This is a genomic window from Stenotrophomonas chelatiphaga (genome assembly GCF_032054965.1).
In the GTDB taxonomy this organism is placed as follows: domain Bacteria; phylum Pseudomonadota; class Gammaproteobacteria; order Xanthomonadales; family Xanthomonadaceae; genus Stenotrophomonas; species Stenotrophomonas chelatiphaga.
Genome location: NZ_DAMBRS010000018.1, coordinates 1 through 24,699 on the forward strand (window position 1 = coordinate 1; position 24,699 = coordinate 24,699).

The 24,699-nt window shown below is 67.6% G+C and carries 22 protein-coding genes; 13 read left to right on the forward strand and 9 right to left on the reverse strand.

What is annotated here, in order from left to right; all coding sequences use genetic code 11:
* Nucleotides 1–106 precede the first annotated feature (106 nt).
* Both RTX79_RS16825 and RTX79_RS16830 read right to left on the reverse strand, forming a co-directional pair.
* Nucleotides 107–2,209 carry a phosphoglycerol transferase I gene (locus RTX79_RS16825; protein ID WP_312684919.1) on the reverse strand — a complete coding sequence of 701 codons (2,103 nt, stop codon included), beginning with the start codon at nt 2,207–2,209 and terminating at the stop codon, nt 107–109.
* Nucleotides 2,210–2,419: 210 nt separating this feature from the next.
* Complete coding sequence (locus RTX79_RS16830) at nt 2,420–4,060, reverse strand: ABC1 kinase family protein (protein ID WP_057509118.1); 1,641 nt, start codon at nt 4,058–4,060, stop codon at nt 2,420–2,422.
* Between the two features lie 187 nt (nt 4,061–4,247).
* On the opposite strand from RTX79_RS16830, the gene RTX79_RS16835 reads away from it, so the two are divergent.
* Nucleotides 4,248–5,189, forward strand: coding sequence for a DUF808 domain-containing protein (locus RTX79_RS16835; protein WP_312684922.1), 942 nt, complete (start codon nt 4,248–4,250; stop codon nt 5,187–5,189).
* Between the two features lie 284 nt (nt 5,190–5,473).
* Here the strand turns inward: RTX79_RS16835 and RTX79_RS16840 are convergent, their stop codons facing one another.
* Nucleotides 5,474–7,012: a GGDEF domain-containing protein gene (locus tag RTX79_RS16840; RefSeq protein ID WP_312684924.1), complete on the reverse strand. Its 1,539-nt coding sequence runs from the start codon at nt 7,010–7,012 to the stop codon at nt 5,474–5,476.
* 111 nt (nt 7,013–7,123) lie between these two features.
* Here RTX79_RS16840 and RTX79_RS16845 point away from each other — a divergent pair, with 111 nt between their 5' ends.
* From RTX79_RS16845 to RTX79_RS16855, 3 genes are read left to right on the forward strand one after another with little or no spacing between them, the layout of a single operon-like run.
* Nucleotides 7,124–7,756 (forward strand): NAD-dependent dehydratase, encoded by a 633-nt coding sequence (locus tag RTX79_RS16845; protein WP_312684926.1) that lies wholly within the window; start codon nt 7,124–7,126, stop codon nt 7,754–7,756.
* Nucleotides 7,757–7,766: 10 nt separating this feature from the next.
* Nucleotides 7,767–8,474 (forward strand): helix-turn-helix transcriptional regulator, encoded by a 708-nt coding sequence (locus RTX79_RS16850; RefSeq protein ID WP_312684928.1) that lies wholly within the window; start codon nt 7,767–7,769, stop codon nt 8,472–8,474.
* 57 nt (nt 8,475–8,531) lie between these two features.
* A complete protein-coding gene (locus RTX79_RS16855) occupies nt 8,532–8,921 on the forward strand; it encodes a VOC family protein (RefSeq protein WP_312684931.1) in 390 nt (129 codons plus the stop codon).
* Nucleotides 8,922–9,025: 104 nt separating this feature from the next.
* Here RTX79_RS16855 and RTX79_RS16860 read toward each other — a convergent pair whose 3' ends face one another.
* From RTX79_RS16860 to pdhA, 4 genes are all read right to left on the reverse strand, one after another.
* Entirely contained in the window at nt 9,026–10,420 is a 1,395-nt protein-coding gene (locus RTX79_RS16860) for a dihydrolipoamide acetyltransferase family protein (RefSeq protein WP_123700199.1), read from the reverse strand.
* Nucleotides 10,417–10,770: an SH3 domain-containing protein gene (locus tag RTX79_RS16865; RefSeq protein ID WP_057509082.1), complete on the reverse strand. Its 354-nt coding sequence runs from the start codon at nt 10,768–10,770 to the stop codon at nt 10,417–10,419. The genes RTX79_RS16860 and RTX79_RS16865 overlap by 4 nt, the downstream gene beginning before the upstream one ends.
* A gap of 1 nt (nt 10,771) precedes the next feature.
* Nucleotides 10,772–11,758 (reverse strand): alpha-ketoacid dehydrogenase subunit beta, encoded by a 987-nt coding sequence (locus RTX79_RS16870; RefSeq protein ID WP_428696031.1) that lies wholly within the window; start codon nt 11,756–11,758, stop codon nt 10,772–10,774.
* A 73-nt stretch (nt 11,759–11,831) separates the two neighbouring features.
* Nucleotides 11,832–12,914 (reverse strand): pyruvate dehydrogenase (acetyl-transferring) E1 component subunit alpha, encoded by a 1,083-nt coding sequence (gene pdhA, locus RTX79_RS16875; RefSeq protein ID WP_309682760.1) that lies wholly within the window; start codon nt 12,912–12,914, stop codon nt 11,832–11,834.
* Between the two features lie 370 nt (nt 12,915–13,284).
* On the opposite strand from pdhA, the gene RTX79_RS16880 reads away from it, so the two are divergent.
* The 5 genes from RTX79_RS16880 to RTX79_RS16900 all read left to right on the forward strand — a co-directional run bounded on the left by RTX79_RS16880 (nt 13,285) and on the right by RTX79_RS16900 (nt 19,144).
* Nucleotides 13,285–14,139, forward strand: coding sequence for a tryptophan 2,3-dioxygenase (locus tag RTX79_RS16880; RefSeq protein ID WP_057509085.1), 855 nt, complete (start codon nt 13,285–13,287; stop codon nt 14,137–14,139).
* A gap of 166 nt (nt 14,140–14,305) precedes the next feature.
* The gene (locus tag RTX79_RS16885; RefSeq protein WP_057509086.1) at nt 14,306–15,805 is read left to right on the forward strand and encodes a peptide MFS transporter; all 1,500 of its coding nucleotides are present in this window, start codon (nt 14,306–14,308) and stop codon (nt 15,803–15,805) included.
* Between the two features lie 12 nt (nt 15,806–15,817).
* Nucleotides 15,818–16,411 (forward strand): thioredoxin family protein, encoded by a 594-nt coding sequence (locus RTX79_RS16890; protein ID WP_057509087.1) that lies wholly within the window; start codon nt 15,818–15,820, stop codon nt 16,409–16,411.
* Nucleotides 16,412–16,482: 71 nt separating this feature from the next.
* Nucleotides 16,483–17,616: a hypothetical protein gene (locus RTX79_RS16895; RefSeq protein ID WP_428696030.1), complete on the forward strand. Its 1,134-nt coding sequence runs from the start codon at nt 16,483–16,485 to the stop codon at nt 17,614–17,616.
* 79 nt (nt 17,617–17,695) lie between these two features.
* Nucleotides 17,696–19,144 (forward strand): pentapeptide repeat-containing protein, encoded by a 1,449-nt coding sequence (locus tag RTX79_RS16900; protein WP_312684943.1) that lies wholly within the window; start codon nt 17,696–17,698, stop codon nt 19,142–19,144.
* A 6-nt stretch (nt 19,145–19,150) separates the two neighbouring features.
* On the opposite strand, the gene RTX79_RS16905 is transcribed toward RTX79_RS16900, so the two are convergent.
* A complete protein-coding gene (locus RTX79_RS16905; RefSeq protein WP_057509089.1) occupies nt 19,151–19,642 on the reverse strand; it encodes a MarR family winged helix-turn-helix transcriptional regulator in 492 nt (163 codons plus the stop codon).
* 126 nt (nt 19,643–19,768) lie between these two features.
* Between RTX79_RS16905 and hppD the strand changes: the two genes are divergently transcribed.
* Complete coding sequence (gene hppD / locus RTX79_RS16910; RefSeq protein WP_312684947.1) at nt 19,769–20,881, forward strand: 4-hydroxyphenylpyruvate dioxygenase; 1,113 nt, start codon at nt 19,769–19,771, stop codon at nt 20,879–20,881.
* 63 nt (nt 20,882–20,944) lie between these two features.
* On the forward strand, nt 20,945–22,243 hold the full coding sequence (hmgA, locus tag RTX79_RS16915) for a homogentisate 1,2-dioxygenase (protein ID WP_312684949.1): 1,299 nt from the start codon (nt 20,945–20,947) through the stop codon (nt 22,241–22,243).
* Between the two features lie 28 nt (nt 22,244–22,271).
* Here the strand turns inward: hmgA and RTX79_RS16920 are convergent, their stop codons facing one another.
* Nucleotides 22,272–22,853, reverse strand: a complete 582-nt coding sequence (locus tag RTX79_RS16920) for a hypothetical protein (protein WP_312684950.1) — start codon at nt 22,851–22,853, stop codon at nt 22,272–22,274.
* 124 nt (nt 22,854–22,977) lie between these two features.
* On the opposite strand from RTX79_RS16920, the gene RTX79_RS16925 reads away from it, so the two are divergent.
* Together RTX79_RS16925 and RTX79_RS16930 are read left to right on the forward strand one after the other, a co-directional pair.
* The gene (locus RTX79_RS16925; RefSeq protein ID WP_312684951.1) at nt 22,978–23,613 is read left to right on the forward strand and encodes a hypothetical protein; all 636 of its coding nucleotides are present in this window, start codon (nt 22,978–22,980) and stop codon (nt 23,611–23,613) included.
* Between the two features lie 113 nt (nt 23,614–23,726).
* On the forward strand, nt 23,727–24,683 hold the full coding sequence (locus tag RTX79_RS16930) for a sodium:calcium antiporter (protein WP_312684952.1): 957 nt from the start codon (nt 23,727–23,729) through the stop codon (nt 24,681–24,683).
* Nucleotides 24,684–24,699 lie beyond the last annotated feature (16 nt).

Here is a 24,699-nt window from a genome sequence, read left to right on the forward strand (position 1 = left end):
AGGATGCGGTCTTTGCCGTCCCCCGACCAGCCCCACCGCCCGGCCCGCCCCCAGCTGCGGCTTCAAACGAGAGCCACCCGCGAGGGGGGCCAACCCGTTAGCCCAACTACCCGCGCGGACGCCGCGAAGGCACCAGCGCGAACGTATCCACCGCCAGCTTCTCGGCATGGTTCAACCACGCCCGGATCTCCAGGTCATCCACCTCGTGGTCCAGCCCGAAGCTCAGGTTGATCCGCCCGCTGGCATCGGGCTGCACCCACTGCTGGGCCAGCACCACCTGCCGCTGCGAGGACACCGCTTCGATCCAGAAACCGCGTTGCGGCTGCGTGCTTGCCACCAGCTCCAGCATGTACTGGCCGGCGCGTGTGCGGCGGCCCTTGTCGGTGATCATGTGGGCCTGGCGCACGCTCGGGCGCGGGCCATCGAAGGCATCCAGCGCGGCATCCACCTGCACGCCGCCGCGCAGTTCGTCATCGCGGTACAACTTGATGCCGTTCTCGCGGTTGACCAGCAGCGCGCACCAGTCACCATCGGCGGAACCGTCTTCAAAGGCGGTGCAACGGTCCACGTAGGCCAGCGTGCTGTCCTTGTCGGCTTCGTCGAACTGGCGCGAGGTGTTTTCCAGATACACCGTCTTCAGCGCCCAGTCCTTGTCGTACTCCAGCAGCACCGGCGGCTGCACGTGCTGCACGCCGACGATCACCTGGTTGCCCTCGTCGATGCGCAGCTCGCGGGTGGGCTCGCCCAGCCACAGCGAACGGGCGAACGCCAGGTACTTCGGATACTCGCGGCCGTTGTCCTTGCGCGCAGCAACGCTGGCACTGGCGGGACGCTGAGGATCCAGCAGAGAACGGCCGAAGCCGATGCGCCGGATCGCCGGATCCAGCAGGCTCAGCAGGGTGGCGCCACTGTCCAGCGTGGTGGCGTCGTCCACCTGCAGCTGGCGCGGTTCGATGCCGTTGCCCACGAACAGCAGCAGGTTCTCGCGCTCCTGCTTGGCCAACACGTGGCTGAGGTCGTTGGGCATGGCCAGGTGATCGGACGACACCACGATCAGCGTGTCCTTGCCGTACGGGCTGGCCTGGATGCGCGCGACCAGCTGGGAGATCAGGCGGTCGGTGCATTTCAGGGCGTTGAGCAGGCCGATATTGCCGTGCTCGCTTTCATAGCGCTCATTCCGGCACGACACCGGCAGGTGCCCCGCAGGATGATGGGTGTCCATGGTCAGCGTGGTCAGCATGAACGGCTCTTTGCCGCGCGAGAGCTCTTCGAAGCGGCGATACGCGGTGTCCAGCAGCACGTCGTCATGCACGCCCCAGGCCGAGTAGTGGATGCGGCCGACCTTCTTCTGCTGCTTGAACCACGCCAGGTCGTGCACTTCATCGAAACCGTGGCTGGCCAGGAACTGGCCCTTGCCGGCGAACTGCCCATTGGCGCCGCCCAGGTAATGGTTGGTGTAACCCTGCTGCTTCAGGTAGTCGCCCAGGCACACCGCCTTGGGCAGGAAGCTGCCCATGCGGTCCATGCTGTTTTCATCGCCCTGGGCGGTGGTCAGCGGCACGCCGCACATCGACGCCACCAGCCCGGCGATGGTCCAGCCGCTGCCTTCCGGCGAGTCCAGCCCGCGCACATCGAGCGAGCGCGCCGCCAGTTTGTTGAGGTTGGGCATCAGGCCGGGGAAGACCTTCTCATCCAGATAGGTGCGTTCCAGGCTTTCGCCGTAGATCCACACGATGTTGCGCGGACGTTGCAGCGGCTGCGTCGGCACCTGGTACTCGGGTGCGATCCCGGCGAAATCGACCGGGCGCAGCTGGTAATACAGGCGCTGGCCATCGGCGAACAGTGGGCTGATGAATATCGCCAGCAGCCAGACACCGGCGAAGCCGACGAACAGTTTCCGGCCGTTGCGCGGCCGCTGCCAACGCTTGATGCGCACCAGCGCGAACGGCAGCAGCGAGACCAGCAGCAGGGCGATATAGCCGGCGATGACACGCTTGAAATCGGACACACCCGCGCCTTCCATGTCGGCACCGAGGTGGTACAACGTGGCCGCATTCAGGCCATCGCCGGACAACTGGTCGATCAACCACCAGCTGCTCAGTGCGATCAGCAGGACCGAAAGCAGGCCGGCCTTCCACCACAACCACTTGCTGGAAACCAGCAACAGCCAGGCGAGCACGAACAGCGTAAGCAACAGAATCCAGAGCATGGGCGTATTCGGCAGTGACGGAGGTGGTGATGGACGTCGTACCGACGCGTGTCCATCCGACCGGAACTGCCAACCACATCTGCATGACAGCCCGATGACTGGATCATGCCTGCACGAACCTGACTGAAATGTTTGTTGAAAACGACAATCACTGCGATGTCGTCAGCTTTGTGCAGCGTGCGTGAAGCGCGCTGCATTGCCAGGTTGGATCTAGCGGTGTCCGCGTTCTTCGCGTGCGCGTGCACGCCGATCAAACAGCAACGCACTGGTGATGATGCCGAGGCCGAGGAACACACCGATCAACATCAATACCATCGCAATAGCGGGATAACCGAACAGGTGCACGCCGTTGTCCACCTTCATCATCAAGGCCGATGCCAGGATCAGTGCGGCGGTGACGATGCCGGCGGACACGCGGTTGGCGATCTTCTGCAGGTTCTCCATCAGCCGCGATTCTTCCAGGCCGGTCACCTTCATCTGCAGCCGGTTTTCCGCCAACAGCGCCAGGATGTCGGTCATCTTGCGCGGACCCACGCGCAGCAGCTCCTGCACTTCCATCGCTTCGCTGGCCAGGTTGGCCGCCGACAGCGATTTCTTCAGCCGCGCGCGCATCACGTGCTGCAGCTGCTTTTCCACGATGCGCCGCGTGTCCAGCGTGGGCGACAGCAGCCGGCACACGGTTTCAAGGTTCAGCAGCGCCTTGCCGATCAGGCTCAGCTCCGGCGGCGTGCGCAGCCCGCTGGCGGTGGCGATGCGCACCATGTCCAGCACCACGCGGCCTTCGGAATAATGGTTGCTGGCGGCGTAGCGGGCGATCATCTGGCCCGTCTCGCGCAGGTAACGTTCTTCTTCGAACGATTCCAGCCGCGTGCTGATGGCGATGATCTCATCGGCCACTTCCTCGCCGCGTCCGTCGACGGCGGCAAACAGGACCTTCAACAGGCGCTCGCGCAGTCGCGGTGGCATGTGCGCGACCATGCCCAGATCGAAGATCGCCAGCCGTCCGTCATGGGTAACGCGCAGGTTGCCCGGGTGGGGATCGGCATGGATTTCGCCGTGCACGAAGATCTGGTCCAGATAGCCGCGGATCAACGCGGCCGCCAGCGGATCCATCGATTGTTCGGTACGGCGGATGTCCGGGATCATGTCCACGCGCACGCCGTCGGCCAGCTGCATGGTCAGCACGCGATGGCTGCAGTAGTCCCATACCGGCTGCGGCACCCACAACGGCTTGAACGGACGCAGGTGCTGCCCGAAGCGCTGCAGGTTCTCCGCTTCGGCCTGGTAGTCCAGCTCCTGCACCAGGGTCTTGGCGAACTCGTTGAGCCAGTCGCGCAGGCGGACACGGCGGCCGACCTGGGTCAGGTGGTCGGCGGCCAGCGCGAAGCTGCGCAGCGCTTCCAGGTCCGAACGCAGCTGGGCGGCGACTTCCGGCTTCTGCACTTTCACCGCCACTTCGCGGCCATCGCGCAGCGTTGCGCGGTGGACCTGGGCGATCGAAGCACAGCCCAGCGGCACTGGATCGAAGCTGGCAAACAGGGTCGACACCGGAGCGCCGAGTTCCTTTTCGATGATGGTGTGGATGCGTTCGACCGGGATCGGCGCGACGCTTTCCTGCATCCGCTCCAGCGCCGTGGCGAACTCCACCGGCACCATGTCCGGCCGGGTGGACAGCATCTGGCCCAGCTTGACGAAGGTCGGGCCGAGCGATTCCAGGTCGGTGACGAACTGTTCCGGATTGCCGTCCGGCGGCACGTCGGGGGCGCCGGCAGCTTCCAGGTTCATCCCGGAGAACACGCCGGAATTGCGGTAGCGCATCAGCAACCGCAGGATCTGGCTGCGGCGGTTCATGCCGGTGATCAACGGCGGGTCGGTGGGCGCGGCAGACGGGTTGTTCAAGCAGGACTCCGCGACGGTACAGGAGGCCCAGTGTGGCCGCGGCCAAGTGGTGGAGCGGTGAATCCGCGGGTGTGTTTCGGGATTCACGCCTTTTCAGTCAGAATCCAGCCTCGACCCTCCCCTACAACATGGACCCTTCATGGCCGGCGCCAGCCTGTTCACCCTGCTCGACGACATCGCCACCCTGCTGGACGATGTGGCGGTCCTGACCAAGGTCGCGGCAAAAAAGACCGCCGGCGTGCTCGGCGATGACCTGGCGCTCAACGCGCAGCAGGTCACCGGCATGAGCGCCAACCGCGAGCTGCCGGTGATCTGGGCGGTGGCCAAGGGATCGCTGGTCAACAAGGTCATCCTGGTGCCGGCGGCGCTGGCGATCAGCGCGCTGGAGGCCTGGCTGAAATCGCGTGGCTACAACGTGCCGCTGATCGTGCCGCTGATGATGCTCGGTGGTGCTTTCCTGTGCTACGAAGGCGTGGAGAAGCTGGCCCATCGCTTCCTGCACCCAGCCGAAGAAGACCAGGCCAAGCAGGCGGAGCGGCGCCAGGCGCTGGCCAACGAGCAGGTAGACATGGTGGCCTTCGAGAAGGACAAGATCAAAGGCGCGATCCGCACCGATTTCATCCTGTCGGCCGAGGTGATCGTGCTGACGCTGGGCGTGGTGGTCACCTCCGGCGCGGCGTTCACCCAGCAGCTGCTGACCTTGAGCGTGGTCGCGCTGGCGATGACCGTGTTCGTCTACGGGCTGGTGGCGGGCATCGTCAAGATCGACGACGCCGGCCTGTATCTGGCCAGGAAGGGCGGGGCGGTGGCGGCGTTCGGGCGCGGCATGGTGGCGAGTGCGCCGTGGCTGATGAAGTTCCTGTCCATCGCCGGTACCGCGGCGATGTTCCTGGTCGGTGGCGGTATCCTGGTGCACAACGTGCCGGCGCTGCACCACTGGGTGCTGGAGCATGGTGGTGAAGGGCAGTGGGCATGGCTGGTCAACGCGCTGGTGAACGTGGGCGTGGGCCTGGTGATCGGCGCGCTGGTGCTGGGTGCGGTGATGCTGGTGCAGAAGCTGCGCGGCAAGCAGGCGCACTGACAGGTAGTGACGGCCGCTGGCCGTCAACGCCGTTTGCCGCAGCCTCGGTGGGGGATGATGCCCGGTGCTGGGTGACGATGCCCGCGTTGGTGGGTGACGACCGTTGGTCGTCACGACGCTGCAGGCGAAAAGCTGTGACGACCAACGGTCGTCACCCACCGTGGGGGCGAGGTTTGACGGCCAGCGGCCGTCACTACCGGGGGGCGAGGTTTGACGGCCAGCGGCCGTCACTAATGGGGGGCAAGGTCTGACGGCCAGCGGCCGTCGCTACCGGGCCTGACGCCTCAGCCGGCCTGCACGCGATTGCGGCCCAGCCGCTTGGCCGCGTACAGCGCTTCGTCGGCACGGCGCAGCAAGGACTCGGCGCTGTCGCCGGTGCTCCACTGCGCCAGCCCGGCACTGAAATGCACCGGCACGCGCTGGTCCTGCACGTTCAACACGCGCTGGGCCAGTGAGCGCTGCAGGCGCTGCAGGGTGGACATGCTGTCCGCCCCCGGGGTGTCCGGCATGACCAGCACGAACTCGTCGCCGCCCAGCCGCGCCACGCTGTCGCTGGCGCGCAGCAGCAGCTGGCAGACACTGACGAAATGCTTGAGCACGGCATCGCCACCGGCGTGGCCGAACTGCGAGTTGGTCTGGCCGAACTCGTCCAGGTCGATCACCGCGACCGCCAGCGCGCTGCCGCCGCGTGCGGAACGGGCGAGTTCGGACTGCAGCAGCTCATCCAGTCCGCGCCGGTTGAGCGCACCGGTCAGCGGATCGGTGCGGACCAGGTCGGTCACTTCGCGCAGGTCCTGTTCCAGCTGGGCGATGCGCTGCTCGGCCACTTCCACCTCCAGGCGGGCATTGGCCAGATGGTCGCGTGCCTGCGCGGCCTGTTGCTGCACCCGCCCGGTGTCCTGCAGCACCGCCTGCAGCAGCTGGTTGAGGTCGGCGATGCTGCGTGCTTCGCGCAGCGCCAGGGCGTAGCTGCTGATGCGGTCGTGGTACTCGCCGGTGCTGTTGGCCATGCCGTCCAGCTGCTGCACGAAGTCGCCCATCAGCCCGCGCATCGCGGCCTTGGATTCGCTGATGCCCTGCTTGAGCAGGCCCTGCTTGTAGATCATCTGGCGCAGTTCGCTGCGGGTTCGTTCGACCGCCGCGGTGTCCAACGGACCGGACAACAGCTGGCGCACGGCATCGATCTGCCCGTGCAGCCAGGCACCGTCGTCGAGCAGCTCGCTGATGTTCTCCAGCAGCAGGTCGAACAGGCCCAGCAGCAGTTCATCGCGTTCCTGCCAGGCCTCGCTGCGCACGCCGATCTGGTGGCCCAGTTCGCGCTGGCCCTGTTCCAGCGCATCCAGCGGCTGGCCGGGCTGCCATTGCTTCCAGGCGGCGGCCTGCGCCACGGCCTGCTCGCGCAGCTGCGGGTCGTGCTGCAGCAGGCCCGCCACGGTGATGCCGAGCACCTGGCGCAGCTGTTCGCGCAGGCGGTCACCGTCGGGCGGCGCATCCGGGGCATGCAGTTCGATGGTGCGGATGTACTTGTCGATCAGCTGGCGCATCGCGCGGCCGTAGCGCGGCCAGTCCGCATCGGCCTGCGCTGACTGCAGGCGATCACCCATGTCGCCCAGCTCGCCGGGCAGGGTCGCCATGCCATCGGCAAAAGCCGCCAGCAGGGATTCGGGGTGTGCGGCGTGCGCGAACAGCTGCTGCAGGCTGAGTCCATTGCCGCCGCGGGTGACCGCGCGCGGGCCGTCGCTGCCCGCGGCGCCCGCACGGACCAGCGCCAGCGATCCAAGCTGGGTGCCGGGGGCGGGGCGGGAATCGCGGCGGTCCGTCATGCGGGGTGTCCGGGAGAGGCAAAGGCTGGTGACAGCATATCGGCGTGGCCGACGTTGGCTTTATACCCGTGCAGCGTTCACGATGGGGAAAATGAACCAGGGGAGAAGGCGATGCGGGTGATGTTGCTGGGCGCGACCGGACTGGTAGGGGGGCAGGCACTGGGGCTGTTGCTGGACGATCCGCGCTGCACGGCGCTGGTCGCGCCGAGCCGGCGGCCGCTGCCGGTGACCGCGCCCAAGCTGGACAATCCGGTGCTGGATTTCGAACACCTGCCCGGCACCGCGCCGTGGTGGGCGGTGGATGCGGTGATCTGCGCGCTGGGCAGCACGATGGCCCAGGCCGGCAGCCGCGATGCCTTCAAGCGCATCGACCACGACTACCCGTTGACCTTCGCCGGGCAGGCCCACGCGCATGGCGCCGGCACCTTCGTGCTGAACTCCGCGGCCGGCGCGGACGCGGGTTCGCGGTTCTTCTACAACCGGGTGAAGGGCGCGCTGGAACAGGACCTGCGCAGGCTGGAATTCGATTCGTTGACGCTGGTGCGGCCCGGGCTGATCGGCGGCCAGCGTGCGCACAAACGCACCGGCGAACACCTGGCACTGCAGGTGCTGGGCGTGCTGGGTCCGCTGCTGCCGCGCGGCTGGCGGATCAATCCGGCGGACAACATCGCCGCTGCCCTGGTGGATGCCGCGCTGGCGCCCCGGCCCGGCGAACACGTGGTCAGCGCGGCCGAGCTGGCCTGAGCACGCCGCGATGTCCCGCTCGCTGCGCCTGAACCGGCTGCTTCAGTTGTTGCGTCGCCATCGGCGACCGGTCCGCGGCCAGCTGCTCGCCGATACGTTGGGCATCAGCCTGCGCACGCTGTACCGCGACATCGCCACGCTGCAGCAGCAGGGCGCGGACCTGCGCGGTGAGGCCGGCATCGGCTATCTACTGCAGCCTGCTGACACCCTGCCGCCGCTGACCCTGCCGCCGGCGGAGATCGATGCGCTGGTGCTTGGGTTGCGCTGGGTGGCTTCGCGTGCCGATCCCGGGCTGGCCGAGGCGGCGCGTGATGCACTGGCCCGCATCGGCCACGCACTGCCGACCGAGCGCCGGCAGCAGCTGCAGACCAGTGGCCTGCGGGTCGGCCCTGCGCGGCCGATGGAGGCGGTCGTTGCGAGCTCGCTGCAGGTGGTCCGCGAGGCCATCGGTTCGCAGCAGCGCGTGGACATCGGCTACCGCGACCTGGCGGGATGCCGCAGCCAGCGGACCGTGTGGCCGTTCGCGCTGGCCTACTTCGACGAAGTTCCGATGCTGGCGGCGTGGTGCGAACTACGCGGCGGCTTCCGCCATTTCCGGCTGGACCGCATCGACTCCGCGCAGGCGCAGGACGCACGCTATCCCACGCCACGCAGCGCGCTGCTCGGACGCTGGCAGCGCGAGCAGGGCATCACGCCGGACTGGCTGGATCGCTGCTGACCGGAACTGTCAGCAGGGTGGCAGCAGGATGGACGCTCTTCCCAAGCGAGTGATCCCATGTTCAAGCCCGACGCCGTCATGCACTACGTACGCGATGTCCCTCTCAGCGCCGCTTTCTATGCCGGCATCATGGGCCGGCCGGCGAGCCAGCTTGCGCCTGGATTTGCCTTGTTCGTGGTTCCGGGCGGCCCCGCGCTGGGTCTGTGGCAACGCGAGGAGGTGCAGCCCACCGCCTTGGGCGCCCCCGGCGCGTGTGAGCTGACCATGGTGGTGGCCAGCGCTGCGGACGTTGTACGGATGCACGCGGCGTGGCTGGCGCTGGGGGTGGAGATCGCGCAGGCACCGGCAACGCTGGCGTTTGGCCATACCTTCGTTGGCCTGGACCCGGATGGGCATCGGTTGCGCGTGCACAGCCGGGCCGAAGGCCTGCCGCCGCGCGAGGCCTGAACGGAAAAGGGTCGGATCGACTGGCCTTGGCCAGGGATCCGACCCTTCCTTGACGGCCAGCGGCCGTCACTACCGTCTGACGGCCAGCGGCCGTCACTACCGCATCAGTTGGCCAGGGCCAGGTCGTCCATCATCGCGCGCAGGAAGCGCGCGGCTTCGCCGCCGGTGGCCACGCGGTGGTCGAAGGTGACCGACAGCGGGATCACCTTGTGCGCTTCCACGCCGCCCATCACCGGGGTCATCTGGTGGCGGGCACGGCCGGCGCCGACGATGGCCACGCACGGCGGTACCACCACCGGGGTGGCGTAGCGGCCGGCGAACATGCCGAAGTTGGACAGCGAGATCGTGTAGCCGCTCAGTTCCGAGGCGGCGATCGAACGCGCTTCCACCTGCTCACGCAGACGGTTGACGCCTTCGCGGATGCCGCGTGCATCGAGCATGTCGGCATTGCGCAGGGCCGGCACGAACAGGCCTTCCTCGGTATCCACCGCGATGCCCACGTCGACATGCGCGTGCAGGGTGCGGGTCAGCGCCTCGCCATCGAACCAGGCGTTCATCGCCGGAACCTTCTGGCAGGCCACCACGATCGCGCGCACCAGGCGCGCGGTGACATCGTTGCCCGGCAACCAGGCATGCAGGTCGGCGTCATCGTTCAGCGTGGTCGGAACGACCTTGCTGTGTGCATCGGCCATCACCCGCGCCATGTTGCGACGCACGCCCTTCAACTGTTCCGGCTGGCCCTTGGCGACCACGCCCGGCGGCTGGGTCCGCATCGGCTTGCCGGCGGCCGACATCGGCGCGCGCTGGCTTTCCACGCGTGCCGGTGCCGGTGCGGACACCGGCGCGGCCTGCGCTGCAGCCGCTGCAGCCGGCGCGGCGCCGACCTTGGCGCTGCCATCGGCGGCAGCCTGCTTGACGTCGGCCATGGTCACCGCACCCTCGGTACCGCTGGCGCGCACGCGCGACAGGTCCACGCCCAGCTTGCGCGCCATCGCACGCACCGCCGGCACGGCTTTGACCCCGCCGACAGCGACCGCCTGTTCGGCATGCACGGCGTTGGAGCTCTGCATCGCGCCGACCACGGTGCCGGCGTCATCGCGTTCACCACCGTCCTTGATCTCGCCGCCCTCATCGGAGGCCACCACGGCATCGGCCTGTGCCGGCGCCGGCTGCCCGGTACTCGGGGCGGCGGCCGGTGCGGCGTGGCCGTGGCTGTGGCCGGTGTCCTGGCCGTCCGCGCGCTGCGGCAGGTTCGGGTCCAGTTCGAAGCTGGCCAGCACCGCGCCGGTCGGGATGATGTCACCGGCCGCACCGGACAGCTTCAGTATCTTGCCGGACACCGGCGAAGGCACTTCGACCACGGCCTTGGCGGTCTCCATCGACACCAGCGGCTCATCCAGGCGGATGGTGTCGCCTTCCTTGACGAACCATTCGACGATGGTGGCGTCCGGCAGGCCTTCGCCGAGGTCGGGCAGGTTGAAATTCTTGGTCTGGCTCATGTGCAGTTCTCTTCCAGCAGTTCCAGTTCGTGGGCCGGCAGCCAGCCCGTCGCGCCATTCGCGCGCTCGGACCACCACCACCCCCCATGTTCATGATGCAGCCGTACCAGCTCGCCGTTTTCCACGTCCAGCTCGCTGGCGTCATAGTCACGCAGGGCTTCTGCGTGGCCATCGTCCAGCACCTGCAACCAGGCGACCGGCGCCCAGCCTGCGCCACCGTCGCGGGTGCGCACCCAGGCAAACGCCGGCCATTCCTCGTCGCGCACACCGACCTCGACGATCTGGCCGGTGCGCAGGCGGAGCGGGTTGGGGTACTGGCTGCGGTACGGGCCGAGCAGACGGGCCCGCATCTCAGCCTGCCGCAACGGCGCGCTTGGCCGCCGCCACGATCCGCTCCACGCTGGGCAGGTACTTCATTTCCAGGCGGAAAAGCGGAATGTGGGTGTCATAGCCGGTCACGCGCTCGACGGGTGCCAGCAGGTCGTAGAGCGATTCCTCGGCCAGCCGTGCGGCGATTTCCGCGCCGAAGCCCGCGGTCTTCGGGGCCTCCTGCACGATCACGCAGCGGCCGGTCTTGGCCACCGATTCGGCAATGGTGGCGAAGTCCAGCGGGCGCAGCGTGGCCACGTCGATGACTTCGGCACTGATGCCTTCGCCTGCCAGCTTGTCGGCTGCTTCCAGCGCTTCCTTGACCTGCGCACCCCAGGTCACCAGGGTCACGTCGGTGCCGTCGCGCAGCACGAAGCAGACATCCAGCGGCAGCGCTTCGCCATCGTTGACCACCACTTCCTTGTACTGGCGGTAGATGCGCTTGGGCTCCATGTAGATGACCGGATCCGGTTCACGGATCGCCGCCAGCAGCAGGCCGTAGGCGCGCTGCGGCGAGGACGGCAGCACCACGCGCAGGCCCGGCACGTTGGTGAAGATCGCTTCGTTGGCTTCGCTGTGGTGTTCCGGGGCACGGATGCCACCGCCCCACGGCACGCGCAGCACCATCGGGCAGTGCAGGCGGCCACGCGTACGCGTACGCAGGCGCGCGGCATGGCAGATGATGTGGTCGACCATCGGGTACATGAAGCCGTCGAACTGGGCTTCGGCGATCGGCTTCATGCCCTGCGCCGCCAGGCCGATGGTCAGTCCGGCGATGGTGGTTTCATCCAGCGGGGTGTCGAGGATGCGGTTGGCGCCGAAGCGCTGCTGCAGGCCGGCCGTGGCGCGGAACACGCCGCCGTTGACGCCCACGTCCTCGCCCAGCACCAGCACCGAGCTGTCGTGCTCCAGCTCCCAGGCCAGCGCCTGGGTGATGGCTTCGATCAGGGTGATGGGGGTGGTGGTCATGACCGTGTCTCCACCGGCGACAGCGGCGCTGTCGGCGGCATTGGTGCGGGAAGCAGGAGCGCCGTGCTTGATGTCATCCATGACGCTGCTCCAGGGCAATGGCGGCAGCGCGCTGGGCCAACAGGTCCGGCGGCGGATCGGCGTACAGGAAATCGAACATCGCTTCGACCGGCTGCACCGGGGTGTTGAGGTACTGGTTCACGTCCTCGTCCACGCGCGCGCCGCACTGCTCGATCCAGGCCTTTTCTTCGGCTTCGCTCCACACGCCCTGGTCGGTCAGGTACTTGCGCAGGCGCAGCATCGGTTCCAGCAGCCAGGCATCCTTCACTTCGGCGTCGTCGCGGTAGCGGCGCGCGTCGTCGGCGGTGGTGTGGTCGGACAGGCGGTAGGTCATCAGTTCCAGCACCGTGCCGCCGTTGCCGGACAGGCCGCGTTCGCGCGCCTGCTCCATCGCCGCCAGCACCGCGATCAGGTCGTTGCCATCCACCTGCAGGCAGTGCAGGCCACCGGCCAGGCCCTTCTGCGCCAGCGTTTCGGCACCGGTCTGGGCCGAACGGGGCACCGAAATCGCCCAACCGTTGTTGACGATGCACAGGATCAGCGGCAGCTTGTAGGCGCCGGCCGAATTCAGTGCCGCGTAGAAGTCGGTCTTGGAACTGCCACCGTCTCCGCACACCGCCACGGCGATCTGCTTCTCATCGTTGAGCTTGAACTTCAGCGCCGCGCCGGCCGCATGCAGGCACTGGGTGGAGATCGGCACGCAGAACGGGAAGTCCTTGGCCGCATTGCCGCCGTAGTCATTGCCGCGCTCGTCGCCGCCCCAGTACATCAGCACGTCGTACGGGCGCACGCCACGCATGAACATCGCACCGTATTCGCGGTAGCTCGGCGCGAACACGTCGCCGGGATGCATGGCCGCACCGATGCCGACGTGGGCCGCTTCGTGGCCCAGGCAGGCCGCGTACGTACCCAGCTTGCCGGTGCGCTGCAGCGCGATGGACTTGCTGTCGAAGACGCGCACGTAGAGCATCTGCTTGAACAGCGGGACCAGCACCTTGGGATCCCGCAGGGACGCGGGCAGGTCGTCGCGGACGAGCTTGCCGTCCGCGTCCAGGTATTGGAGATATTCGATCTTGAACTCAGCAGCAACTGTCATTGCGGACTGCACCTTCGACAGGAAGTTACAAATGATATGAATCGCCATGTTAAGGACGGTGTATGAAAAAGCCGTCCTGCGGCGCAGCAAGGGTTTCCCCGGTGAGGCCCCTGCCGGCGGGTAGGCGGCCCGTTGCAGCAACGTATTCAGCCGTTGCTGCAGAGCACCAGAATACGCCCGTGAAGGCGGGGATGGGACCCTCGGGAAGCGGTTCCACGCGCCGGGAAGCGGGTTTGTGCGTTCCACGAGGCCCTGTGACGACCAACGGTCGTCACCCACCGCAGCCGGCGAGGCACCAAGGTCCTCACCCGGCGCAGCCGGCGACCGACTGTCGTCCTGCTACGCTTTCTCTTTTCATCGGTCCCGCCCCATGTCCGTCGACAACAACCAACGCGATCTCGAAGCCGGCATCCTGACCGACCTGCAGGACCGGCTGACCTACGGCGGCTACCTGCGGCTGGACCAGCTGCTCAGCGCGCAGCAGCCGCTGTCCAGCCCGGCCCACCATGACGAGATGCTGTTCATCATCCAGCACCAGACGTCCGAGCTGTGGCTGAAGCTGCTGGCGCACGAGCTGGGCGCGGCGATCGGTTTCCTGCAGCGCGACCAGGTCTGGCAGTGCCAGAAGGTGCTGGCACGCAGCAAGCTGGTGCTGCGCCAGCTGACCGAGCAATGGTCGGTGCTGGAAACGCTGACCCCGTCCGAATACATGGGCTTCCGCGACGTGCTGGGTCCGTCCTCGGGCTTCCAGTCGCTGCAGTACCGCTACATCGAGTTCCTGCTGGGCAACAAGAACGCGCAGATGCTCAAGGTGTTCGAACACGACGAAGCAGGCCAGCAGCGGCTGCGCCAGGCGCTCGAGGCGCCGAGCCTGTACGAGGAGTTCCTCCAGTACCTGTCGCGCTTCGGCCACGACATCCCGGCGCAGTACCTGGACCGCGACTGGACGCAGCCGCACGTGGCCGACGATGCCCTGCATCCGGTGTTCGAGCGCATCTACCAGAACACCGACCGCTACTGGCGCGAGTACGCCCTGTGCGAGGACCTGGTCGACCTGGAGACTGCCTTCCAGCTGTGGCGGTTCCGCCACATGCGCACGGTGATGCGGGTGATCGGCTTCAAGCGTGGCACCGGCGGTTCGTCCGGGGTGGGCTTCCTGGCCAAGGCGCTGGAACTGACCTTCTTCCCGGAACTGTTCCAGGTGCGCACCACGCTGGAAGGCTGAGCGGCCGGCGTCCCCCATTCAGATTGTTGCGTTTGCAAGTTCCGCGACCCGGCGGTGACCTGCTTTGATCGGTGTGTATTTGACGTGAACGCCAGAAGTCGGTGATCCTCGCGCGTTAGCTCGGCACAGCGGACGTGCCTGTCATCCACCGAACCAGGAATCCCGCATGAGCCTGAACGCCACTGCGAATACCCCCGAACCGGCCGTGCCGGAATTCAAGACCACACTGGGCCATCCACGCCCGCTGTGGATGCTGTTCATGACCGAGTTCTGGGAACGTTTCGCGTTCTACGGCATCCGCTGGGCACTGGTGCTGTACATCGTGTCGCAGTTCTACAACGGCGACGCCGGCGGTGAAGCCGCGGCCAGCCGCACGTACGGCGCCTACCTGGCGCTGGTCTACGCAGCGGCCATCTTCGGCGGCTATATCGCTGACCGGGTGCTGGGATACCAGCGGTCGATCCTGACCGGTGCGGTGATCATGGCCGCGGGCCTGTTCATGATCTCCCTACCCAACCACCAGGTGTTCGAACTGGGACTGGCCACCATCATCGTGGGCAACGGCCTGTTCAAGCCGAACATCTCGACCATGGTCGGCAAGCTGTATCGGCTGGACGATCCGCGGCGCGATTCGGGCTTCACCATCTTCTACATGGGCATCAACATCGGCGCGATGATCGCCCCGGTGCTGACCGAATACCTGGCACGCAAGGTGTTCGGCACCAGTGCCATGCCGTCCTACAAGGTGGTGTTCATCGCCTCCGGCGTGGGCATGCTGATCAGCCTGGTGTGGTTCTACATCGGCCGCAAGGGCCTGCAGGGCATCGGCGCACCGCCGGTCGGCGCCGAAGGCTACGGCCGCATCGTGATGGTCGCGGTGGGTTCGCTGGTGGCCATTCCGGTCGCCTTCTTCCTGCTGTCCACCGGCGCCACCGCGCTGGCCTGGATCCTGCTGGTGCTGTTCATCGCGCTGGCGGTCCTGCTGCTGGTCGAAGGCATCCGCAACGGCAAGGTGGCGCGCGACCGCGTGATCGCCATGCTGATCATCTTCGCCTTCAACGTGATGTTCTGGATGTTCTTCGAACAGGCCGGCAGCTCGTTCACCTTCCTGGCCGACAACATCGTCAACCGCAACCTCGGCGGCTGGGAATTCCCGACCGCCTGGTTCCAGTCGGTGAACTCGGTGGCGATCATCACCCTGGCGCCGATCATTGCCTGGATCTGGGTGGCGATGGGCCGTGCCAACCCGTCCATCCCGCGCAAGTTCGGCCTCGGCCTGCTGTTCAACGGCGCCGCGTTCGCGCTGCTGATGTTCGCGCTGTCGCAGCTGGTCGTGGACGGCAAGATCCCGTTCTGGACCCTGTTCATGGTCTACGTGATCCAGTCCATCGGTGAGCTGTGCCTGTCGCCGATCGGCCTGTCGATGGTGACCAAGCTGGCGCCGGTGCGTCTGGTCGGCTTCGGCATGGGTGGCTGGTTCCTGTCCACCGGCATCGGCAACAACCTGTCGGGCATCTTCGCCGGCGTGGTCAGCGGTGAAGGCGGCATGACCGTGGAATCGGCACTGAAAGGGTATACCTTCGGTTTCTGGGCGTTGATCGGTTCGGGTGTGATCCTGTTCCTGCTGGCGCCGCTGATCAACAAGCTGATGCACGGCGTCAAGTAAGAGGAAGAGCGAATGCGCAAGACCGCAGGTTGGATGTCCATGGGGGTTCTGGCCGCTGCACTGGCAGCGTGCTCGCAACCCGGTCCCGATACCGCCAAGGCGCCTGCGCAGCCGCTTGATACGCGACCCACCGAGGCACCGGCCGCTGATCCCAGCGTGCCGGTGGCCTCCGGCAATACCCCGGCGGCCGCGGACATCGCGGCCATCGCGGCCCTCAACGCCTCCTTCGATCCGGCCCGCGACCCGGCCGCCGACCTGGAAACGGCCAAGGTGGAAGCGCAGCGTGGCAACAAGCGCATCATCCTGGACGTGGGCGGTGAGTGGTGCCCGTGGTGCCACATCCTGGACACCTTCGTCGAAGGCGATGCCGAAGTGCGCCGCCTGCGCGATGCGAACTACGTGTGGATGAAGGTCAACTACAGCGAAGACAACGAGAACAAAGCATTCCTGTCGCAGTTCCCGGAAGTGAAGGGCTACCCGCACCTGTTCGTGCTGGATGCCGAAGGTGGCCTGCTGCATTCGCAGTTCACCGGTGAGCTGGAACAGGGCAAGAGCTACGACCGCGCGAAGTTCCTGGCCTTCATGAAGGAATGGGCGCCGCGCTGAGCCGCGATGCCCGGCGGCGGCGCTCAATTCAGCCGCGCTGCGGCCGCTAACGCCAAGGTACCGACGCCACGATGACCGTGGCGCACGACCTGGAGCGTCCGATGCACAGCGAGCTGATCGACCATCCCCCTGCCGACACCGTGGCACTGCCTGCGGTGGATGTGCTGATGGACGATGGCGCTGCGGTTGCTGCGGCGGCGATACCGCCCGGCACGCACAAGCTGCCCGTGGTGGCCCTGCCGGACAACGCCGCGCTGGCCGCTGCGGTGCAGAAACTGGTCGAACAGAAAGAACGCCTGGACCTGCTGGCCCGTGACCCGCGGCTGGCCGGCCTGCTGCCGCCGGAATGGCTGGGGCAGGGCGGACGGGCGGTGGATGTGGCGGCCTTCGTGCAGGGCGTGCTGCCGTTCGTGCAGGTGGCCGAACGGGGCGAGACCGCGCCGATGCGCCTGCCGCTGCGGCATGTACTGGGCGACAGCGGTCGCTGGTCGGTGGCCGATGTCGCCGAGCCGCAGTCGCTGGCCTGGCTGCTGGCCAGCGATGAGCGGGCGACGGTCGGCAGCCGCGACCATGCCGATGCCTTGTTGATCGGCGCCCTGGGGCTGGCGTGGATGCAGGAAGGACGCAGCCGTCCGGGCTTCCTGCGTGCGATGGGCGTGGATACCTTGGCCGCGCGCACCACCATGCTCGGCTACCCGCCGGCCGAAGAACTGGCCCTGTACGAAGTGACCGCGCATGGCCAGCGCGAGGTCTGGTGCGTACACGGCCGGCGCCGTCTGCGGCCGCTGCCGGCGCCCTGGCTGAGCGTGCCGCTGCTGGTCGCCTACGGCGTGAAACCGCCGCAGCCGTGGCCGTCCAGCTATCCCGCCATCGAGGCGGTGGCGCGCGAACTGGCCACGGCACGGCAGGGCCGCGCGCTGCCGGAGATCAGCCTGCCGGTGGTGGTGCGGAAGATCGCCGAGGATGCCAACGGGGACATCTGGCAGCCGGTCAGCCTGCTGCAGCTCGGAACCTGGGTGCCGCGCTGGCCGTTCTTCCTGGCCATCTTCGTCGGCCTGCCGTCACTGCTGCTGGTCACCGCCGCACTGGCGCTGCCGGGGGCGATCGAAGCGGCCACGGTGGCTGCTTCGCTCGGCTTCGCTGCCGGTGCCATCGGCGCGCTTGCGGCGCCCTGGGTCTACGCCCGCCGCAAGCACCTGAGCTGAGCCTGCGGGACCTGTTTGTGCAAGCGGGCAGGCGGCGCCACGGGCACCATGCGGGCCAGTCTCTCATCCAGGATTCGGCGTGTTCCCAGCCTCCGACATCAGCGCAACCGGCGCACATACGGCGCCCCCTGTCTCCCTGCACGACCCACAGGCGCTGCCGCAGCAGGCGGCGAAGGCGGTGCTGCTGCTGGATATGATCGCCAACACCGAGGCGATCGCCGACAAGCAGTCGCGGGCGCGGGAGGCGGGATGGGAAGCGGGCCATTGCAGCGCAGGTGCGGCGGCATTGCGCTCGCGCGCCCGCGCGCAGGCACTGGTGGCGGTCGGACGGAGCCTGCGCCATGTCCACGACTTGGGTTGCAACCGCCTGGGGCGCGGGGCCGACGGGGCGCTGGTCGCCTGGCGTGGCAGCACGGCATTGCGGGGCAAGGCCGGCCAGACGGACGTGGTGGCAGCGGACTTCTGCCTGCCGGCAGCAGGCAGCACGACGACCCGCAGCGCGCTGGAGGTTCTCGGGGTCCGCGCCGCATCTCTCGATGGGCGCGCAGGGGGCTGCGTGGCCTCCCTCGGCTGGGGGCGTCCGAACGTGCAGACGGTCCTGCAGCGGGCGACCGAGGCACTGCAGGACCTGCTCGATGACGCGCCGCGGCGGGTACAGGTACTTGATGGTGTGGCGGGATTCCAACCTCTGCAGGGGCTGGACCTGCGCGGCGCCGCGCTGCCGCCGAACCTGGGGCGCGGCACGCTGGAGCGGGTCAACCTGGCCGGCGAGGACCTGACCGGCGGACCGCTGCACGGGAGCACGTTCCGCGCGGTGGACCTGCGTGGGGCACTGCTGCCCACCGACCTGCGCGGAACACGGGTGTTTGACTGCGACCTGCGCGGTGCGACGGTGCTGGCGCACGCTGCCGTACCGGCCGGCGACTGGAAGGCCGCGCCTGCCGATGCCTGCACCGCCTGGCCGGATTTCTCACCAGCGCGGCTGGACGGCGCGGTGCTGGATTTCCAGGGCATCGTCGAACAGGCCGCCCGCGACGGGCAGCAGGCCGTCGGGGTGCTGCTGGATGCCACTACCCTCGAGCCGCAGCGCAGCCTGCTGCGCAGCATCGACAGCATCAGTGATCCGGCGGTGCGGCGGGACGCTATGGAACGGCTGTTGTCGGCGGTGCATGCGCTGGATGCCCTGCCTGCCGTAGTCGACGGCGCCGGGCCAGGGGCGGGGCCGGCTGCATCCGCGGCCGCCGCTCCGGACCGCGAGCGCCTGCACTTCATCGCCTCGCTGGCGGCCCTGCTGTTCAACCCGGTCTACAGCGCAGCCGACGACGGCACGCCGGGGATCGCCCGGCTGCGCGTCGAGCTGGCCAGTGCACTGGCTGAAAACGCCCTCTACTTCAGCGCGGTCATCGAACCCGGGCGCCCGGCGACGGGCAACGCGGCCGCGCTGGCGGCGCTGGCGATCCACCAGCCGGCGTTCCCGCCGGCCATGCGCGCGCTGGCGCTGATCAACAATCCGGCGCTGGGCTGGTGAGCCCTGTCAGGCTTCGCCCATCCGCTGCAGGCCTTCACCGGCCAGTCGCAGGATCAGCTTTTCCAGCAGCTGTTCTTCATCTTCGCTGAGCACGGACATCAGCTTGCGGGTGGTTTCGATGACCAGCGGGGCGATCGTTTCGTAGACCTCGAAGCCGGCCGCCGACAGCGCCAGCACCGAGCGGCGACGGTCGTCGCCATGGGTTTCACGCTTGATGAAGCCGCGTTCCAGCAGGCGCGCCACCGCGCGGCTGACCGCGACCTTGTCCATCGCCGTGCGTTCGGACACTTCGCTGGCCGACGAGCCCGGGTACAGCGCCAGGATGGTGATCACCCGCCATTCCGGAATCGCCAGGCCGTAGCGATCGCCGTAAAGTTTGGCGATGTTGCCGCTGACCCGGTTGGAGAGCACGCTCAGCCGGTAGGGCAGGAACTGTTCCAGGTCGAGCAGGACGTGCGAGGCACGCACGCTGGTGGAGGCGGGATCGGGTGGGCTCATGCTGCGGTGCACCTTGCTGGTGGTTTCAGGTGTAACTATAAAGGGGATGTACTAGCCCTGCATTGTCGCGGGTCCCTCTGTCGCCCGCACCTGGTTTGATGCGGAAAAGATTCGGAGCCTTATGCCATGAATACCACCGTCCAGACCGCCTCGCACCCCAATCTGGGCATGCAGGTGACCACGTTTGAAAACCCGATGGGCATCGACGGCTTCGAGTTCGTCGAATTCGCCGCCCCCGCTGGCCGCGGCCAGGAGCTGCATGCCTACTTCCGCAGCATGGGCTTTTCCGCCGTGCTCAAGCACGCCACCCGCCCGATCACCGTGTATCGGCAGGGCGGCGTGAACTTCCTGGTCAACGAAGATCCGGACTCGTTCGCCGCCGACTTCGCTGAAAAGCACGGGCCGTGCGCCTGCGGTTTCGCCATCCGCTTCCAGAAGCCCGGTGCCGAGGTCTACCAGACCGCGCTGGGCAATGGCGCCGAGCCGGTCGACTTCAAGCCGGACTCCAGGGCGGTGGATGCGCCGGTCATCAAGGGCATCGGCGACTGCATGCTGTACCTGGTGGACCGCTACGGCGATGCCGGCAGCATCTACGGCGAGGACTACGTCGCGGTGGAAGGCGCCGACCCGGCACCGAAGGGCTTCGGCCTGACCTTCATCGACCACCTGACCCACAACCTGTACTTCGGCAACATGCAGCAGTGGTCGGACTACTACGAGCGGCTGTTCAACTTCCGCGAGATCCGCTACTTCGACATCAAGGGCCTGAAGACCGGCCTGGTGTCCAAGGCGATGACCGCACCGGACGGCATCGTGCGCATCCCGCTCAATGAATCGTCCGATCCGAAGAGCCAGATCAACGAATACCTGGACGCCTACAAGGGCGAAGGCATCCAGCACATCGCCTGCTTCACCGATGACATCTACGCGACCGTGGAAGCCATGCGCGAGCAGGGCGTGCAGTTCCTGGACACGCCTGACACCTACTTCGACGTGATCGACCAGCGCGTGCCGGGGCATGGCGAAGACGTGGCGCGGCTGGCCCGCAACAAGATCCTGATCGATGCCGATCCGGAAACCCACCAGCGCAAGCTGCTGCAGATCTTCACCCTGAACTGCATCGGCCCGATCTTCTTCGAGATCATCCAGCGCAAGGGCAATGAAGGCTTCGGCGAAGGCAACTTCACCGCGCTGTTCGAAAGCATCGAACGCGACCAGATGCGCCGCGGCGTACTGTAAGCGGCAGATCGCTCGGGTAAGGTAGGTGCCGGCCACGCGCCGGCACATGACGGGATGCCAGACATGACCAGCACCATCGAAGCACGCGGCTACCAGACCGGGTTCGGCAACGAATTCGCCAGCGAGGCGCGGGCCGGCGCGCTGCCGATCGGGCAGAACGCGCCGCAGACCGTGGCCCACGGGCTGTATGCCGAGCAGTTGTCCGGCACCGCGTTCACCGCCCCGCGCGGCAGCAACCGCCGCAGCTGGCTGTACCGGATCCGCCCGGCGGTGACCCATGGCGAGTTCACTGCGTTCGCGCAGGATCGCCTGCAGGGCAGCTTCCACGGGCTGCCGGCGTCGCCGAACCAGCTGCGTTGGAGCCCGCTGCCGCTGCCCGAGGCACCGACCGATTTCATCGAAGGCCTGTACACGATGGGCGGCAACGGCGGCCCGGAAGCGCATGCCGGCGTGGCCATCCACCTGTACGCCGCCAACCGTGACATGCAGGGGCGTTATTTCTACAACGCCGATGGCGAGCTGTTGATCGTCCCGCAACTGGGACGCCTGCGCCTGCTGACCGAAATGGGCGTGGTCGAGGTCGAGCCGCAGCAGATCGCGGTGATCCCGCGCGGCGTGCGGTTCCGCGTGGAGCTGCCGGACGGGCAGGCGCGGGGTTATGTCTGCGAGAACTTCGGTGCGCTGCTGAAGCTGCCCGACCTGGGGCCGATCGGTTCGAACGGACTGGCCAATCCGCGCGATTTCGAAACCCCGCACGCCGCGTTTGAAGACCTGGACGGCGAGTTCGAGCTGGTGGCGAAATTCGATGGCCAGCTATGGCGTGCGCGCATCGACCATTCGCCGCTGGACGTGGTGGCGTGGCACGGCAACTACGCGCCATACCGCTACGACCTGCGCCGTTTCAACACGATCGGATCGATCAGCTTCGACCACCCGGATCCGTCGATCTTCCTGGTGCTGCATTCGCCGAGCGATACCGCCGGCACCAGCAACATGGATTTCGCGATCTTCCCGCCGCGTTGGCTGGTAGCCCAGCACACGTTCCGGCCGCCGTGGTTCCACCGCAACATCGCCAGCGAGTTCATGGGCCTGGTGCACGGTGCCTACGACGCGAAAGCTGAAGGCTTCGTGCCCGGGGGGGCATCGCTGCACAACTGCATGAGCGGCCACGGCCCGGATGCGCCGACCTTCGACAAGGCATCGGCGGCCGACCTGTCCCGGCCGGACGTGATCAAGGACACCATGGCCTTCATGTTCGAGACCCGCGGGGTGATCCGGCCGACCGCACAGGCGCTGTCCGCCGCCCACCGCCAGGGCGACTACCAGCAGTGCTGGAACGGCCTGCGCAACAACTTCCGCTGAAAAAAGGGAAAAAAGGGGACGGAGGGAGTTAAGTCGTTTCTGGCACCGCCGGAAGTGACTTAACTCCCTCCGTCCCCTTTTTGAAGGCGTCGAGGTGGTCCCGCGGGAGGACTTCCAGCAGGCGGTCGTGGACACGCTCGGCGTAGCCGGCGGAGGTCAGCTGGGTGAGTGCGTCGAGGGCGGCCTGCATGGTGTCCACCACGTCGCCTTCCAGGCGGGCCTGCTGCAGTTCGCGGAACAGCGCGGCGGCCTGCGGGTGGCGCTGCATTTCCAGGATGCCCAGCAGGTAGATGCGCGCGGCCGCCATCGAACGCCGGCGTTCGTTGGGCGCTGACGAGGCGAGGGCGGACCCTGCGCCGGCGGGCGTGGCCGGGGTGGGCGAAAGCGTTGCGGAAGCTGACGGTTCCGGCCGTTCCGGTGTGGTCACCAGATACCCGGCCTGGACCAGCTGGATCACCATCGCCGGGGCATCCGCACCGATCATCGTGGTCAGCGCGGCGAGGTCGCGCTGGCCATCGCAGAGGATCAACAGGCGGCGCTGGCGCATGTCCAACGGGGCGCGGTGGGCCTGCAGCGCGGTTCGGGCTTGGTCGGTCTTGCGCGGGAGCATGGGCGGCTACAGAGAAGGCGGTGCAGGCCGAGCCTGAATGCCTGCCGTGAAACGCTGATGACAATGCGGCGCGTGCACACCCGCCGCGGTAGCGTTCGCGCACTGCCTTCCAGGAGATGTCCCGATGAAAGCCTTTCCCGTTGCCGGCCTGCTGGCCCTGTCCCTTGCCGCCTGCAGCCAGGGTCCGGAAGCGAGTCCGGAAGCGAGTCCGGAGGCGACTTCGCCGATGACCGAAGCCGCCACCAACCCGGCCAAGGACGCCAATGTCGCCGCAGACGCGGACATGGCCACCGCCTCGCCGGTGGACCCGCGCAGCGACAGCCCGGCGCGCTTGGATGGCTTCGGCGCGGTGGACCTGGGCGCGAGCCTGGACGATGTGCGCGGCCGATTCGGTGCGCCGCTGCAGGGCGAAGTGCCGAACGACGAATGCCATTACATCCGCCCGCAGAAGGAGTCGGCCGAAGGCCCGTTCCTGATGATCGAAGGCAACCGGCTGGTGCGCTACGACGTGCGCGGTCCGGCGATCGTCGCCCCGGGCGGCGGCCGCGTGGGGATGAGCCTGGGCGAGCTGCAGCAGTTGTATCCCGAACGCGCCGACCTGGGCCCGGACAAATACGATCCGCAGGCCCAGCACCTGCGCGTGCGTCCGGCGCAGGAAGGGCACGGCATCATCGATTTCGCGCTCGGCGCCGATGGCAAGGTCAGTGCCTGGCGGGTGGGGCTGCCGCCGCAGGTGGATTACGTGGAAGGCTGTGGCTGAGAATGCGGTAAGGAGGTGACGACAAAACTGTCGTCACCCAACAGTGGCAGTGAGCCACCGGGACGCGGGGATCCACCGTAGAATCGCCGTGACTCCCGCTCAAGGACTGCCTGATGATCGCCCTCGCCATCGCCTGGTTCGTGCTCGGCATCATCCTGCTGGGCCTTGGCGGCGACACCGTCGTCAAGGCCGCTTCGGGATTGGCTCAGCGCTTCGGTGCATCGCCCTTCACCGCCGGTCTGTTGCTGCTGGGCGTGGCGACCTCAGTGCCGGAGCTGGCGGTCAATGCGCGTGCGCTGGCGGTCGGGCAGCCGGAACTGGCGCTTGGCAACGTGGTGGGCAGCACGCTGGCCAACCTCGGCCTGACCCTCGCCCTGGCCGCACTGGCCGTGCCGCTGCTGCTGCGCGCGCGGGTGGTCGTGGTGGCTTGGTTCGGCGTACTGGCGGCGGCGCTGCTGCTGATCGTGTTCGGCCTGGATGGGCAGCTGCTGCGCTGGGAAGGCGGCGTGCTGCTGGCGGCCTTCGTGCTGTTCTTCGTGCTGCTGCTGCGCCGTGGCCGCCACGAGGCACCGGAGGTAAGGACGCTGATTGCCGATGCCGCCGTGTCACGGCCGGGACTGACCTTGAACCTGGTGCGCATGGCGATCGCCGCGCTGACCTTGTACTGGGGCGCCCGGCTGGTCGTGGCGGCTGCCGCGGACGTCGGCGCTGCGCTCGGCTGGACGCCGCTGCTGGTCGGTCTGCTGCCGGTGGCCATCGGTACCGCGCTGCCTGAAATCGCCGCCGCGGTGATGGCGGCACGACGCGGTCAGGGCGACATGGTGGTCGGCCACGTGCTGGGCTCCAGCGTGGTCAACCTGCTGCTGGTGATCGGCGTGATGGCGGTCGTGCAGCCGCTGGCCCTGCCGGCGTCGTTCGTGCGCCTGGAGCTGCCGGCGGTGCTGGCCTTCGCGCTGGTGCTGTACCCGATGCTGCGCTGCGACCTGCGCATCAGCCGCGCCGAAGGCGGTGTGCTGCTCGGCGCCTTCGTGGCGTGGGTGGGCCTGGAGCTGGCGCTGCTGGTGGCCTGAACCGGATGATGGCCGA

Bases quoted from the DNA above. Each gene is read 5' to 3' on its own strand.
- RTX79_RS16825 (WP_312684919.1), bottom strand. From the start codon at position 2,209: ATGCTCTGGATTCTGTTGCTTACGCTGTTCGTGCTCGCCTGGCTGTTG.
- RTX79_RS16830 (WP_057509118.1), bottom strand. From the start codon at position 4,060: ATGAACCGCCGCAGCCAGATCCTGCGGTTGCTGATGCGCTACCGCAAT.
- RTX79_RS16835 (WP_312684922.1), top strand. From the start codon at position 4,248: ATGGCCGGCGCCAGCCTGTTCACCCTGCTCGACGACATCGCCACCCTG.
- RTX79_RS16840 (WP_312684924.1), bottom strand. From the start codon at position 7,012: ATGACGGACCGCCGCGATTCCCGCCCCGCCCCCGGCACCCAGCTTGGA.
- RTX79_RS16845 (WP_312684926.1), top strand. From the start codon at position 7,124: ATGCGGGTGATGTTGCTGGGCGCGACCGGACTGGTAGGGGGGCAGGCA.
- RTX79_RS16850 (WP_312684928.1), top strand. From the start codon at position 7,767: ATGTCCCGCTCGCTGCGCCTGAACCGGCTGCTTCAGTTGTTGCGTCGC.
- RTX79_RS16855 (WP_312684931.1), top strand. From the start codon at position 8,532: ATGTTCAAGCCCGACGCCGTCATGCACTACGTACGCGATGTCCCTCTC.
- RTX79_RS16860 (WP_123700199.1), bottom strand. From the start codon at position 10,420: ATGAGCCAGACCAAGAATTTCAACCTGCCCGACCTCGGCGAAGGCCTG.
- RTX79_RS16865 (WP_057509082.1), bottom strand. From the start codon at position 10,770: ATGCGGGCCCGTCTGCTCGGCCCGTACCGCAGCCAGTACCCCAACCCG.
- RTX79_RS16870 (WP_428696031.1), bottom strand. From the start codon at position 11,758: ATGACCACCACCCCCATCACCCTGATCGAAGCCATCACCCAGGCGCTG.
- pdhA (WP_309682760.1), bottom strand. From the start codon at position 12,914: ATGACAGTTGCTGCTGAGTTCAAGATCGAATATCTCCAATACCTGGAC.
- RTX79_RS16880 (WP_057509085.1), top strand. From the start codon at position 13,285: ATGTCCGTCGACAACAACCAACGCGATCTCGAAGCCGGCATCCTGACC.
- RTX79_RS16885 (WP_057509086.1), top strand. From the start codon at position 14,306: ATGAGCCTGAACGCCACTGCGAATACCCCCGAACCGGCCGTGCCGGAA.
- RTX79_RS16890 (WP_057509087.1), top strand. From the start codon at position 15,818: ATGCGCAAGACCGCAGGTTGGATGTCCATGGGGGTTCTGGCCGCTGCA.
- RTX79_RS16895 (WP_428696030.1), top strand. From the start codon at position 16,483: ATGACCGTGGCGCACGACCTGGAGCGTCCGATGCACAGCGAGCTGATC.
- RTX79_RS16905 (WP_057509089.1), bottom strand. From the start codon at position 19,642: ATGAGCCCACCCGATCCCGCCTCCACCAGCGTGCGTGCCTCGCACGTC.
- hppD (WP_312684947.1), top strand. From the start codon at position 19,769: ATGAATACCACCGTCCAGACCGCCTCGCACCCCAATCTGGGCATGCAG.
- hmgA (WP_312684949.1), top strand. From the start codon at position 20,945: ATGACCAGCACCATCGAAGCACGCGGCTACCAGACCGGGTTCGGCAAC.
- RTX79_RS16920 (WP_312684950.1), bottom strand. From the start codon at position 22,853: ATGCTCCCGCGCAAGACCGACCAAGCCCGAACCGCGCTGCAGGCCCAC.
- RTX79_RS16925 (WP_312684951.1), top strand. From the start codon at position 22,978: ATGAAAGCCTTTCCCGTTGCCGGCCTGCTGGCCCTGTCCCTTGCCGCC.
- RTX79_RS16930 (WP_312684952.1), top strand. From the start codon at position 23,727: ATGATCGCCCTCGCCATCGCCTGGTTCGTGCTCGGCATCATCCTGCTG.